Annotated in this window: 11 protein-coding genes; 6 read left to right on the forward strand and 5 right to left on the reverse strand. The window is 61.7% G+C overall.

Annotation, left to right across the window (positions count from 1 at the left end; genetic code table 11):
• Positions 1-331: 331 nt before the first annotated feature.
• Entirely contained in the window at positions 332-1,135 is an 804-nt protein-coding gene (locus HDG37_RS04400) for a hypothetical protein (RefSeq protein ID WP_184044693.1), read from the forward strand.
• A 209-nt stretch (positions 1,136-1,344) separates the two neighbouring features.
• Here HDG37_RS04400 and HDG37_RS04405 read toward each other — a convergent pair whose 3' ends face one another.
• The gene (locus HDG37_RS04405) at positions 1,345-2,223 is read right to left on the reverse strand and encodes an NmrA/HSCARG family protein (RefSeq protein ID WP_184044696.1); all 879 of its coding nucleotides are present in this window, start codon (positions 2,221-2,223) and stop codon (positions 1,345-1,347) included.
• A gap of 115 nt (positions 2,224-2,338) precedes the next feature.
• Between HDG37_RS04405 and HDG37_RS04410 the strand changes: the two genes are divergently transcribed.
• Together HDG37_RS04410 and HDG37_RS04415 are read left to right on the forward strand one after the other, a co-directional pair.
• A complete protein-coding gene (locus HDG37_RS04410) occupies positions 2,339-3,262 on the forward strand; it encodes a LysR family transcriptional regulator (RefSeq protein ID WP_184044698.1) in 924 nt (307 codons plus the stop codon).
• Between the two features lie 249 nt (positions 3,263-3,511).
• Positions 3,512-3,712, forward strand: a complete 201-nt coding sequence (locus tag HDG37_RS04415; RefSeq protein ID WP_184044700.1) for a DUF2905 domain-containing protein — start codon at positions 3,512-3,514, stop codon at positions 3,710-3,712.
• A 221-nt stretch (positions 3,713-3,933) separates the two neighbouring features.
• Here HDG37_RS04415 and HDG37_RS39015 read toward each other — a convergent pair whose 3' ends face one another.
• The 3 genes from HDG37_RS39015 to HDG37_RS04425 form a co-directional block, all read right to left on the reverse strand.
• Positions 3,934-4,059 carry a hypothetical protein gene (locus tag HDG37_RS39015; RefSeq protein WP_260332745.1) on the reverse strand — a complete coding sequence of 42 codons (126 nt, stop codon included), beginning with the start codon at positions 4,057-4,059 and terminating at the stop codon, positions 3,934-3,936.
• 46 nt (positions 4,060-4,105) lie between these two features.
• Entirely contained in the window at positions 4,106-5,758 is a 1,653-nt protein-coding gene (locus HDG37_RS04420; protein ID WP_184044702.1) for a methyl-accepting chemotaxis protein, read from the reverse strand.
• A 472-nt stretch (positions 5,759-6,230) separates the two neighbouring features.
• Complete coding sequence (locus HDG37_RS04425) at positions 6,231-6,464, reverse strand: type II toxin-antitoxin system Phd/YefM family antitoxin (protein WP_184044703.1); 234 nt, start codon at positions 6,462-6,464, stop codon at positions 6,231-6,233.
• A 1,275-nt stretch (positions 6,465-7,739) separates the two neighbouring features.
• Between HDG37_RS04425 and HDG37_RS04430 the strand changes: the two genes are divergently transcribed.
• Both HDG37_RS04430 and HDG37_RS04435 read left to right on the forward strand, forming a co-directional pair.
• Positions 7,740-8,144: a VOC family protein gene (locus HDG37_RS04430; protein ID WP_184044705.1), complete on the forward strand. Its 405-nt coding sequence runs from the start codon at positions 7,740-7,742 to the stop codon at positions 8,142-8,144.
• 173 nt (positions 8,145-8,317) lie between these two features.
• Positions 8,318-8,671 (forward strand): DUF1428 domain-containing protein, encoded by a 354-nt coding sequence (locus HDG37_RS04435; protein ID WP_184044708.1) that lies wholly within the window; start codon positions 8,318-8,320, stop codon positions 8,669-8,671.
• Positions 8,672-9,132: 461 nt separating this feature from the next.
• On the opposite strand, the gene HDG37_RS04440 is transcribed toward HDG37_RS04435, so the two are convergent.
• Entirely contained in the window at positions 9,133-10,854 is a 1,722-nt protein-coding gene (locus tag HDG37_RS04440) for a dihydroxy-acid dehydratase (protein WP_184044711.1), read from the reverse strand.
• 205 nt (positions 10,855-11,059) lie between these two features.
• Between HDG37_RS04440 and HDG37_RS04445 the strand changes: the two genes are divergently transcribed.
• Positions 11,060-13,825 (forward strand): MGH1-like glycoside hydrolase domain-containing protein, encoded by a 2,766-nt coding sequence (locus HDG37_RS04445; RefSeq protein WP_184044713.1) that lies wholly within the window; start codon positions 11,060-11,062, stop codon positions 13,823-13,825.
• The last annotated feature ends 13 nt before the right edge of the window (positions 13,826-13,838 follow it).

Consider the following 13,838-nt stretch of genomic DNA (forward strand, 5'->3'; position numbering starts at 1 on the left):
CTCGATTGATTGCAGACTGAGCGCGGTTCGACTTCGCGATGGTTTGAAGCCATCCGGCCCGGCTGGGGGTGCCGTTCCGGAGCAAGGCTCGAATCGGCCAACTTGAGACGGTCGCGAACGGCTCTGCGAGGTCGCTGAGCGGCTGCCACATGCCCTGAGTCCGTCCCCGTCAAGTATTTCGAGGGCGGCCGATCTGGCCCGTCTGTGCCTAGCCAGCGAGACCCAAAGCCTGATTTGAAAAGGCCGATCCACTGGTTAGATTTGATGCCATGTCCCTCCCCAACGTAGCAAGCGGTCATGTCGATCTATACTGGGGTACCTGGAGGCTTCGATGGCTAATCAAGACAGACTGCATCCGCTACGTCCGCTCCTGAAGAATTGGGTTTGGGAGCATGGCCGAATCGGTACCCGATATCTGGACTGCACCGATGGCGAAATCAAGTTTGACGAAGGCAAGAAGTCGCGCTTCGCGGCCGAAGAATACATTCACGTGCCGCTCGATAAGAATGCTGACGACGATGCGCCTGTGGAAGGTCCTGCGATCCAGGAAGCGGGGCTCGCCCGGTTTTTGAGGGCAGCGCAGTTAGGCAGGCCCGAGGAGGCCGGCACTATCGTGGAGGTCCAGCGCGCAGTGCAGGACTGCATGGAACTCGGCCTGTTCAGCGCATATCAGTTGAGCGCCCAGCAGGCCGCCGCACGCTATGCGCAAGAACCCATGTTCGAGGATGAAATCCGCGCTGCGGTTGTCGACGATATCCGACGTATCTACGCGGGCATGCGCGAGCAATTGGCGCTGTACGATTTCAGTGTGCTTTACGGCTTGCCCACGCCCCTGCTCATCAGCGAGGCGCCGTTCATCGACTGGCGCGTGCGCGCTAGTCCGGCCCTTCCGTTTGTCTCGCTTCCTCTTGGGCCATACTGCCTGCTGGTGGGTGCGCCGTCGGGCAGGAGCAGCCGAATTGGCCCCGTGGTCTGGAAGTCCGCCGCGGCAATGGGCCCGTTGAAGGACCACAACCGTCAAATCGCGGAGCACGCACGGTTGTGGCTGGTGGCGACCACTGATGACCAACTCGTCGCGGTACAAAGCCGCTTTGCTGATGCCAGGAGCCCCAAGCCAGAGGATGCGAGGCCCTGACTGAAGTCGGCGGGAAACGCGTTGAATCGTTCGTGCTTCTGGAGACGATTTACGGACGTCCGCTCCCTGAAGCCACGAGTGTCACGCTGGGTCGATATCCGCGCGGCCTTCATAAGCAGCGGAATACACCCGCGAGCAGGGGTCGGCCCCGTCAAGCCCCCCGTCGCGCGTGCCAGCCTCTGAAAGTCGCGATCGCGTATCCTGGCAGGTCAGTCCTTAGCCCACGCCGCAGCCATGGCGACGGCAAAGTCCCGATAGGATCTCGGTTGCCGTCCCAGCAGCGTCGCCAGACGCTCGACGTCCGCGCTGGACGCGACGGCGCCGTCCTGCTGATACCGGCCCATCATGAGCCGCATGTCGTATGCGAGCCAGGCAGGAGCAACCGACTTGAGGCGCTGCTCAAGGACGTCGAGATCGTCGCCACCGTAGCGGACGGGACGTCCCAAGGCCTCGGCCCAGATCGAAACCACGGTCTGCGCATTGATCACGTCAGGACCGACGAGTTCGTACGTCTCGCCCGGCAGCGGGTTTGAGCCACGCTCGCGGCGCAGCAGTTCGCGCGCGGCAGCCTCGCCGATATCACGGACGTCGACCATGGAAATGCCTTTCGCGCCAATTGGCATGCCGTAGACGCCGTGCGAAAGCAGCGGGTCTTTCTGCCGGACGTCGTTCTGGATGAAATACGCGGGGCGCAGCACTGTCACCGGCAGGTCGAGGTGTTCGATCATGCGCTCGACCGTATGTTTGCCGGTGAAGTGCGGCACGTCGACGTATTCGGCACCCTTGAACACCGACAGATAAACCACGCCTTTCACACCCGCTTCCCGTGCGACGCTCAGGGTCTGCACCGCCTGAGTCAGCTCGTCCGCGACGTTGGGCGCAAGCAGGAACAACGTGCTGACGCCGATCATCGCCTGCCGCACCGCGTCGACGTCGGACAGGTCGCCCTTCACTGCTGTGACGCCACCAGAAAATCGCGCTTTCTCCGGTGTGCGGGTCAGCGCGCGTACCTCGGCACCGCTGCCGCCCAGATGCTCGATAACCTGCTTACCGATCACGCCCGTGCTGCCTGTAACGAGGACTGCCATGGGTATCTCCTTGAAGTGGATGGGCTGGGTCCGCCCGTGAGACAAACAATAGTCGTTTCGCTCAATAGTCGAAAGTGCCAGAATTCATACACTTCGTCTCATAAACGGAACGATCATGGATTTGACGTCGCTCGGGGATTTCAATGCAGTTGCGCTGCACGGTGGCTTTGGGCCCGCCAGCCGGGCGCTCGACCGCCCCAAGGCCACCCTCTCGCGGCGCGTGGCCGAGCTCGAGGAAAGCCTCGGCGTCAGGCTGATCGAGCGAGGCTCACGCAGGCTGCGTCTGACAGAAGAGGGCGTTGCACTCCATGAACGCACGCGGGGGCTCATGGCTGAGATTCAGGAGGCGGGTGAAGCGCTCGCCTCACGCGCCCCGGTGGCGCGCGGGCGGCTGCGCATCAGCGCGCCTGTCGTTTTCGCGCATGTCGTGCTGTGCCGGATCGCTGCGCGCTTTGCGCTCGCCTATCCGCAGGTCGAACTCGAGGTCATTGCAGAAGACCGCATCGTGGATCCGGTGGAGGACGGCTACGACCTCGTTATCCGTATCGACCCGGCGCATGGCGAGCAGCTCGTGGGACGGCGCATCCTCGGTGACGAGCGCCTCGTGGTCGCGGCGCCGGGCATGTCGATACCTTCGAGACCGGCACCCGATGCAACCGGGTTGGAGGTGCCGGCCGTTATGTCGGCCGCGGCACCATCAGGCGCGTTATGGCACATGCGAACGGAAGACGGTGGTGCGATAGCGATCAGGCCGATGCCCGTGTTGCGGCTGTCATCGTTGCTGATGGTGCGTGACGCGGTGCTCGAGGGCGTAGGCGCGGCGCTCTTGCCCAGATTGCTGGTTGAGCATGATGTGTCGACAGGAAGACTCGCCTGTTGGGGAAAGGCGGGCGCGCCCGTGGAAATCTGGGCCCTTTACAATTCGCGCCGGCTTCTGAGCGCGAAGGTGCGAGCGTTCATGACTATGCTGCAGGAGTTGCCGGGTCGGGAGCGCAAATGGGGTGGCGCTAGCAGCTCCAATGATTCTCAGCGCCGCTAGCTTTCTCTGTGGTAGCGCGGCGACGTGGTCGAGCCGTCGAGCGGCTGCTTTGGGCGACATTGAGTGTCTCTCACGGGTCGGCTGCCGACGTCCAGTCGGGCAGGAGTCGTCAGAAAACCGTGGTTGAGGGCCGGTTGTGTCGCCCGGGAACAGCTATTCGTCGGCGCGTGCGCGCTGTCCAGCAGCCTTGGCCGGTCTGCCTGAGTAGGCCTATGATGTCCCTTCGGCTACTGTGAGTGACTGGGCCCCATGAACCGTCTCCTCATCGTTGTTGGCATGCTGTGCATTCTTGCCGGCCTCGGGTGGCACTGGCTCGCGCGCATCCCGTTTGGGCGGCTGCCTGGTGACATCCATATCGTCCGAGACGGATTCAGCTTGCACTTCCCGATCGTCACGTGCATTGTGATTTCGGTCGCGGTATCGGCGCTGTTCTGGTTCTTGCGGCGTTGAGCGCGGCTCCGCGGCGGAGAAGGTTCGGTACACACAATCGCGCCAATTGTTTGAGCGCGAATCGGGTCGTCATGCGCCGGTCGCATCCGACAGCAGGCGGCCAATAGCCGCCGCTCGCGGATGTCTGCTTTACGGCTGCTAGTCCCAGTGAAACCCGAGATACGCCGAGCTCCGAAAGACGAAAATGTTGTATTGCGTAGAAATGCAGGTCAACAATTCGGCTATCGCTCGACGCGCACCGAGTCGAAGATATCCACGAGCCCACTGGCACGCGTCGTCTGCAGATGACGCGCGATCGAACTGTTGAGTTCCTGGTCCGCCGTCGCCAGCATGATGCGCGCACGCATGACCAGCGCCGTCGAAATCGAACGCGCTGTCGAAAACGGAACGGAGCTAGCGGATTGCCAGAGCGACGCGGCCGCCCGCTGTCGGATGGCCATATTGAGGCCCACGGGCAGCCGAACTTCCGTTTTGCGCTGCGTCCGTTGATGAACTCTCCTGATCGATGCGGAACACCGCCACCGCACCCCGCAGAACATCCGCCTGCGCTTCCAGCGACTTCGCTGCCATCGCGGCTTCTTCGACGAGCGCGGCATTGTGCTGCGTGACTTCATCGATCTGGCTGATAGCCTTGTTGACCTCATCGATGCCGGCGCTTTGTTCGAGCGCGGCGGCTTCGATCTCGCTCATGATGCCGCTTACCCGGCCCACCGACTCCATCGCCTCCTGCATCGTCCTGCGCGCTTCCCCTACGAGCAATGCGCCTTGTTCCACCTTCGCGGCCGAGTCGCCGATCAGTTCCTTGATTTCCTTCGCAGCCGCGCCCGAGCGCTGCGCGAGGCTGCGCACTTCCGATGCGACCACCGCGAAGCCGCGCCCCTGCTCACCCGCACGGGCCGCCTCGACCGCGGCGTTCAAAGCGAGGATGTTGGTCTGGAAAGCGATGCCTTCAATCATGCCGATGATCTCCGTGACCTTGCGCGACGACTCCGTGATGCCGTCCATCGTCTCTGTCACGCGAGTCACGACGTTGCCGCCGCGCGTAACCGTCTCCAGCGCGCCCTGCGCGAGGAGGCTAGCCTGTTTCGCGTTGTCGGTGTTGTGCTTCACCGTCGCGGATAGCTGTTCCATGCTCGCCGCCGTCTGCTGAAGCGCCGCGGCTTGCTGCTCGGTACGGCTTGAGAGGTTGGCATTGCCCGAGGCAATCTCGTTCGCGCCAGTGGTGATCGCGTCCGTGCTGCCGCGCACCTTCGACACCGTGTCGACCAGACCATCGCGCATCTGCGTGAGCGCCGACAGCAGCTGGCCCATTTCATTGCGCGAGCGTGACCCGACAGAGATCGTCAGGTCACCCGCAGCGATGCTGCGAAAGTGGGAGATCGTCCGGTTCACTGGCTTGACCACCGCCGCTGACAGGCCCACTCGCGCCAACATCCCGACCACGCCCCCAATTGCGCCGATCGCGCCGAACAGCAGCGTCGCGATGCGCAAGCGCTGCTCCGATGTTTCGGCCTGGCGTTGACTTTCGGCGGTCTGCAACTGGTTGAGCGCGTCGAACGCCTTCGCATAGGCCGCGTAGTAGATGTTCGCCGTTTCGCCCTGGATAGTGTGGAAGGTATTGAAGTCGTAGTCCGTGAGCGCCGTGAATTCCGGCTCGATCGCGCGGTCGACGAGCGCGGCGCGTGCCTGCTCTACGGCCTGCGCACGCCGCTTTTCCTCGTCGTTGGCAAAAGGTCTATTTGCGTAACTGCGGAACGCTGCCGTGGATTCTTCCAGCACCTTGTGCGCCGCCGGAAGAAGCCCGTCGCTCTGCTTGCCGGCGCTGAAGAGCGTGTCGTAACTGCTGAGCGCCAGCCGCACCTGAAGAAGCTGTTCAGAGCTGCCCCTCAGTTGCTCCAGCGTGGACGCGCCGTGCCGGACGTCCTCCAGCCCGCTACTCGTGAGCTTGAGCGCACCGTAGCCGACGCCGATCACGGTCAGCAGAAATGCAACGAAAACGCTGATGACCAGCGTCAGGCCACCGCGAATGGTGAGGTTGTTAAGCATTGGGTCTCCGGAATGTCGGAATCAGCCTTTGGCGGCGCGTGGCTCTTCCAGGCTTCGAGGTTTGTCGTTCACCTCTCGCTTCGGTGACGCGCTTGTGTGATAGCGGCAGTGCATAGATACGGTGTCTACCTGATCATGGATTGCAGCGAATCGGTGCAGTTAAAGGTGCGGACAGTGGTGGCGATCATCCTCTGGTGCGATGTCAGCGCGAGCGACAGTGTGATCGCGCGCAAACCCGATCTCGGCGTCCAACAGAAATCCGTGCGCCCTCCATTGACACGACCGCGGAGAGCCCTGGTTCCGCGCGTCCATCGACGGTCCAAGTCTGCCGTCCTTGACTAGCTCCGCGATCTCGAACCCGCTGATCATCGAGATCAGGACCTCACCGCTATCGGGTCCCGATCTATCGCATCACGTGCAGCCTGGCTTAACGCCTTCTGGCTGCTCAGCCAGCACACTGGCGCAGGTGTGATCATCGGTCGTCCTGCTCCAACGCCACTGGAACAGACGAGTGCTTCATGTCGAAATGCACGATCGAAGCACGCAGCAGCTTAAGCGGATCCTCCTGCTTGTTGCGGTAAGGCCTGATTTCGATGGTGGGTTGCCCCCGGTCCGTGACGACGATCGTCTCTCCCCGCATCTCCACCTGGCGGAACAGTTCACATGCTTTGGACTTGAAAATGGCCTTCGATACTCTCTTTTGCATTGCGGTCTTTACCCAGACAGTTCATACGGGCTATTTTTTCGATGGGGCGGACACGTTTTACGGTTCGCAGCCGGACATTCGTTATCGACCTTCGAACTACGCTGTCTTCGACTTCGCACGTCCAAACACTGCATCGACGGCGACATGATGCTTTCACCGTCGTTAGCAAGCGATTCGCCGATGCGGCATGCATTCACCGCAGTGCTCTGATCTGGTCGGTATTTGCCCCTGTTGTGACTTTGAATTAAAAACAACCGATGAACGTTATCCTTAACGTTAACAAATGTTAATTTGCTGCTGAGAAATCCGCCATGCGGAGTTTACCTAGTCCTTTGGGGCACGCCTCTGCGGTCTGCCAATGGCAGGATCTCGCGCTGCCGTTGAGCCAAAATGCTCATACCAGCCCGGTAATATCCAGTCGACACCGAAGTGGTAGCGCTAGCGTTAAATGAACGATGGCCACTATAGACATGAACGGCCGTTTCCGGCGTGAGTATCGAGCGTCAGTGTTCATGAGAAATCGAGTTGACATTCGTGAAGCACTCGTCGGACTAGCCTGTGCGCCGGCCTGCTGGAACAGCTTCAGCCATCCTGAACAGCCTTTTCGAACTGGCCTCAAAGCAACGTGGGCAGCCAGGCATAGTGGCAGTATTGAAAAGGCGCGGCGATCTTCGACTTGAAGTCGAACTGAAATCCAACGCATTGGGGCGGCGGAACATGTATTGACAGAACGGATGAATCCGCCGTCGCGTGCTGCCGGTCATGACCCGACACTTGTCGATCGCACAACGATTGACAAGGTTCGGCCAGGAACGGTCCTTCCCAATCGGGTCGCGAGCGTCCGCTTGCTCGCGGCGAGCGGATCTTCGAGGCGCGGCGACTGACGACCCGTCTCCGACTCATTCCCGGGCCCACAAGGCGTGGCGCGTCCTCGAGCACTTGAGCCTTCGGTTCGGAACCATGTTCGTGATTGTGGACCACGTGGTACCGAATGTCGTTCAACGTGATTCAAAGGAAGGTTCGATTTCATCGAACAAGGTCGGGTGCACGTGTACTTCCAAATCGCGTCGCCTAGAAACGGCGGGTGGCCCGACGCCAAGCGGATTCGGGGGTCAACTGTTTTTTGCACCGCAGTCTACGATAGATAAAGGCGATGAGTGCGTTCCCGTCTGACTAACTGGTTCCTGAAGAGAAACTCCGTGGCCGCAAAGCGGAAGCGTTGCGCGGCACGGAGTGAACAAAGTCTTTGGGCTTTCTTGACCTCAGAGGTATTCCATGCTTCAAGACAGCGACGTCGCAACTCGGATCCCAGCGCAAGACCTCGCTCGCGCAAGATCTTTCTACTCGAGCAGGCTCGGCCTTGAGCCGGTGGAAGAACGGGCTGGTGGCCTCCGCTACAAATGCGGCAGGGGCTACTTCACACTCTTTCAGTCGTCTGGGTCGGCCTCAGGGACTCATACACAAATGGCCTGGGAGGTCGATGACATCCAGGCAACCGTTAGTGAGCTGCGACAGCGTGGAGTCGCGTTCGAAGAATACGATCTTCCCGGCCTCAAAACGATAAACGGGATCGCTGATATAGAAGGAAATTACCCGTCCAAGGGTGGGGTCGGCGAAAGAGCTGCCTGGTTCCGGGATAGCGAGGGCAACCTGCTCGGCATTGGGCAACCGCTTAAGTGAGCAGGCCGACGCCATGCCTCAAAGCGCCGCTTAGGGTCAAAGCAGGCTATCGGTGCAAGGGAATCGACTATTGTCGATTTCTTGACTCCCCGCTCGTCGTGCGTATGGGCGGTCGTGTTGCGATGCGCTGCCGACCGGCACCTATAGTCCGTATGGGAAAAAGGAGATTGCGAATGACTTACGTCGATGGATTTGTTGTCCCCGTGCCTACAGCCAACCGCGAAGTTTACAGACAGTTCGCCGAAAGAGCGGCGGCCGTGTTCAAGGAGCACGGCGCGTTGAAGGTGGTCGAATGCTGGGGAGATGACGTGCCGGAGGGCAAGTTGACGTCGTTTCCAATGGCGATCAAGCGCAAGGATGATGAGACGGTGGTGTTCTCCTGGGTTGTCTGGCCGTCGCATCAGTCGCGAGACGAAGGAATGAAAGCGGTAATGGCCGACCCGCGGCTGCAACCAGATAAAAATCCGATGCCTTTTGACGGCCAGCGGCTAATCTATGGCGGTTTCGAAGTGATTGTCGACGCGTGATGGCAGAAAAACATGGCGCCGGTTCGCGTTGAGACGCGAACCGACGCCGCGGCCTGGCATTGAACATCCGCGATGCAACGCGTGAATCTCCTGTCGGACTTACGCTACTCAGGGCAAGCTGTGAAGTCAGGTATCTGGTTGGCAGCGGACGGTCGCGCGTGACGCATAAGTGACTCCAACGGGTCGACACTCGACGACGGCGCCGCCATCGAACAGGCTGCGGCGGATGGTCGGTTGAACCGGCTCGTAGTCCGCAACCCAGCGGGACCCGATACCCCCTACATTTCGCTTCTTTTCCCCGGTGATCTGCTGGGTCGCCTCGAAACACTGTGGCCCAGGCAATCCGCAATCTTCGACGACGCCTCCGGTGAGGGATGAACTCTTCGTCGATTGCGCTTGCTCAGGCGCCGAACAGATCGAGTCGCGCGGGCACTTCGGTCAGGGAGTTGAAAAAGCACCCGCTACTTAAGCTCTTCGGAAGGAAACGCGGTGAGGAAATCAAAGTCGCACCCTGCCGCGGCAGAGAGCACGTGATCGTGATAGAGGCGCTGGTAACCGCGCGCATACATCCCTTCGGCCGGACGAATCTCAGCGGCACGACGCGCCAGTTCGACCTCGTCGACCAGTAGATCGATCCGCTTGTCCCGCGCCGAGAGCCGGATCCGATCACCGTTGCGCACCAGCGCCAGCGGGCCACCGAGCGCCGCTTCTGGCGTCACGTGAAGCACGATGGTCCCGTACGCCGTGCCCGACATGCGCGCATCTGAAATCCTCACCATGTCCTTCACCCCCGCCCGCGCAAGTTTCTGCGGAATCGGCAGATAGCCGGCCTCGGGCATGCCTGAAGCACTGCGCGGCCCCGCGTTCTGCAATACGAGAACGTCGTCCGCGCGAACGTCCAGACCGGGGTCGTCGATGCGCGCGGCCAGATCTTCGAGCGAGGTAAATACCACGGCACGCCCTTCATGTTCGAGCAGTTCGGGAGTAGCGGCGGCGCGCTTCAGAACCGCACCGCCGGGCGCCAGACTCCCGTTCAGAACAATCAGCCCGCCATCGGGACTGACCGGTTTCTCCGTCGAGCGGATCACGGCCGTATCGATCGGATCGGCAAGCGGCTTGTTCAAACGCTCCTCGAGACTCTGCCCGGCGATATCGCGACACGTCAGATCGAGTTGGGGCATCAGTCCGCGCAGAACGCCCTCCAGCCCGCCGGCTGCATGGAAATCCTCCATGTAGCCGTTGCCTACCGGCTTGAGATCCACGAGTACGGGCGTTTCATCAGACAGCCGGTTGAACTCGTCGTAATCGATCTTCAGTCCGATACGACCGGCAATCGCCGCCAGATGAATCACGGCGTTGGTCGAACCGGAGACCGCGAGCAGCACGCGCAAGGCATTGCGCACCGACGCGGGCGTCACGATCTCGGCCGGTTTCGGTCCGCCATTGAGGGCCATGCGCGCAACCAGCGCCCCGGTTTCTTCGCAATTGCGCAGACGATCCGCGTGCACGGCCGGAATCGCCGCCGAACCGGGCAGCATCATGCCCAGCGTTTCCGCGATCAGCGCCATGGTCGACGCCGTGCCCATGACCGCACACGTTCCCGCCGTGACCGCCAGACGCCCCTCCACTTGCCTGATCTCCTGCGCCGAGACTTTCCCCGCGCGGAAATTCGACCAGAAGCGCCGGCAGTCCGTGCACGCGCCAAGCCGCTCGCCGTGATGTCGCCCGGTCATCATCGGACCGGCCACCACCATTGCGGCGGGCCGCTCCGCGGAGATCGCGCCCATCAACATCGCCGGCACGGTTTTGTCGCATCCGCCGAGCATCACCACTGCATCCATCGGCTGGGCACGAATCATTTCCTCGACGGCCATCGCCATCAGATTGCGATAGACCAGCGAAGTCGGCGAAAGGAAGACCTCGCCAAGCGACATCACCGGAAATACGACCGGCAATGCGCCCGCCGCGAGCACACCGCGTTCGACCGCCTTGATCATTTCGGGAAAGTGGCGATGGCAGTTATTGAAACCGCTCTCCGAGGTGCAGATCCCGACGATCGGCTTGTCGAGCGATTCGCCGGTGTAGCCCATCGATTTGGCAAACGACCGGCGCAGATAGCGCGCGAAGTCGGGATCACCGTAGTTCGTCAGGCCATTGTCGAGGCCACGCGGTTTTTGATTCATTTCCAGTTCCTTACGATCGGGCGATGCAGCGCGGATACAGCGAAAGAAAACGTCAGATGAAACCAGGAGCGAGGCGGCCTCCAACCTCGATAAGTCTAAACGACGCCTATCATCCAGATACCGCCCGGCGCCGCACGCGTGACGGGATGGGCGGGGACTCACGCACTGAACGTGTTCGACGGTCGATCCCGGTCTGGGAGGTCACATGTCATCGCTACGCGCAAACGATCTGCTCCATTCGAAGGAAGGATTCCGTCTGCATGGACCGGACCTCGACTGCTGGCGCCGCTGGGGGCCTTATCTGAGCGACCGGCAGTGGGGCACCGTTCGCGAAGACTACAGCGACTACGGAACCGCATGGGAGTATTTCCCCCACGAGCATGCGCGCAGCCGCATGTACCGCTGGGGCGAGGACGGCATTGCCGGATTCGGCAACGACCCGCTCGACTGGTGCGTGTCGCTCGCGCTCTGGAACGGGCGCGACCCCATCCTGAAGGAGCGGCTGTTTGGCTTGACCAATGCGCAAGGCAATCACGGCGAGGACGTGAAGGAGCTTTACTTCTACGTCGATGGCACGCCGACGCACTCGTACATGAAGATGCTGTACAAATACCCCCACGATGCGTACCCGTATCAGGACCTGATCGAGGAAAACGGCCGGCGCGGCGCCGATCAGCCCGAATACGAAATCCTCGATACGGGCGTGTTCGACAACGATCGCTATTTCGACGTCTGGGTCGAGTACGCGAAGCACACATCCGACGACATCGTGATGCGCGTAACCGTCGAAAATCGCGCGGATCAGCACGCGCCACTCCATGTGCTGCCGCTCTTCTGGGCGCGCAACCGCTGGGCGTGGTCAGGCAAGCCCGGCAAGCCGTCGCTCACGCTCGAGCCGGAGTCCGCCGAGGGCGCGCGCGTGAGCGCGCACAATCCCGCGCTGGGCACGATGATCGTCACGGCCTCGGCGCCGCAGCCGATCGAATGGCTGTTCTGCGAAAACGAAACCAACGTCCGCCGCCTTTTCGGCATCGCCGGCGCAGGCCCGTTCAAGGATGGCTTCAACGATTACCTCGTCGATGGCGACGAGCACGCGATACGCCGCGACGCGGGCACCCGCGCCGCCGCGCATGTGGCCCTGTCGCTCGCGCCGCACGAGCGCGCGGTGCTGTATCTGCGCTGGCGTCCGGCGGCACTACCGGGCATCACGCGCGACGACGTGCCGCTCGACTTCGAAGCGCTGTTCGCGCGCCGGATCGCGGAGGCCGATGAGTTCTACGCGGCGCTCCAGCACGACATCAGCAACGCCGATGCGCGGCTCGTGCAACGCCAGGCGCTCGCCGGCATGCTATGGACGAAGCAGTATTACCAGTTCGACGTGACGCGCTGGCACGACGGCGACCCCGGTCAGCCGAAGCCGCCGAAAGGACGCCGGCACGGGCGCAACGCCGACTGGCGGCATATGTGCAACGGCGACGTCGTATCGATGCCGGACAAGTGGGAGTACCCGTGGTACGCGTCCTGGGATCTCGCGTTTCATGCCGCCGCGTTCGCCATGATGGACCCCGACTTCGCGAAGAAACAGCTGCTGCTGCTCGTGAAGGAGCGGTACATGCATCCGAACGGGCAGTTGCCCGCCTACGAATGGGCATTCGGCGACGCGAATCCGCCCGTTCATGCATGGGCGACGTGGCGCGTGTACGAACTCGACCGTGAAGTCACGGGCGTCGGTGACCACAAGTTTCTCGAGGTGATGTTCCACAAGTTGCTGCTGAACTTTTCGTGGTGGGTCAACCGCAAGGATGCAGAGGACCGCAACATCTTCCAGGGCGGCTTTCTCGGGCTAGACAACGTCGGCATCTTCGACCGCTCTTCCCCCCTGCCGACCGGCGGCCGCATCGACCAGGCGGACGGCACTGCCTGGATGGCCTCGTATGCGCTCGACCTGATGCAGATCGGACTCGAACTCGCGATGACGAACAACGCGTACGTCGAAATCGCGGTGAAGTTTTTCGAGCATTTCCTGTATATCGCAGAAGCCGTCGGTTGCAGCGAAGGTTGCAGAACGGGGCTATGGGACGGACACGACGAATTCTTTTATGACGTACTGCATCTTCCTGACGGAACCCGTGTGCCGATGCGCGTTCGCTCGATCGTCGGCCTGATTCCGTTGTTCGCCGTGCATGTGCTCGAAGAACGCGTATACGGCCACCTGCCGGGCCTGCGAGAACGGCTCGCGTGGTTTCTCGATCACCGGCCCAATCTGGCCAAACTCGTATCGCGTTGGACCGAACCCGGCAAAGGTAACACCACGCTGCTCTCGCTACTGCGCGGATACCGGATGACGGCACTGCTGCGCCGCGCGCTCGACGAAGACGAATTTCTGTCCGATCACGGCGTGCGCGCGCTGTCACGCGTGCATCGCGATACACCGTACGAGTTCGATCATGGCGGCGCGCATGTCTGCATCGCGTATCAGCCGGCCGAATCGGATTCGCGCGTATTCGGCGGCAATTCGAACTGGCGCGGGCCTGTGTGGATGCCCGTCAACTATCTGCTGATCGAATCGCTGTATGAATTCCATCGCTACTACGGCGACGAGTTCCGCATCGAATATCCAACTGGATCGGGCAACCGGTGCTCGCTCAGCGAGATCGCCGACGGTCTCGCGCGGCGTGTCACTACCCTCTTTCTCAAGGACGAGCACGGCGTGCGGCCCGTGATGGAGGCTTATCCGCAGTTGCAGGCCGACCCGCGCTCGTCTGATCTCGTGCTGTTCCACGAGTACTTTCACGGCGACAGCGGACGTGGCGTCGGCGCTTCGCACCAGACCGGCTGGAGCGGTCTCGTCGCGCTGCTGCTTCAGCCGCGTCTGATGAAGCTGGCCCACGTGGCGGCCGATGTCACTGCCGAAAACGCGCCGGCAGGCGCGCCCGTCGCCGAAGACGCGCTGCCCGCGATGGCTCGATAGACGGGCATCCAAA

Origin of the sequence: Paraburkholderia sp. MM5384-R2, assembly GCF_014201025.1 — a bacterium.
Taxonomy (GTDB): domain Bacteria; phylum Pseudomonadota; class Gammaproteobacteria; order Burkholderiales; family Burkholderiaceae; genus Paraburkholderia; species Paraburkholderia tuberum.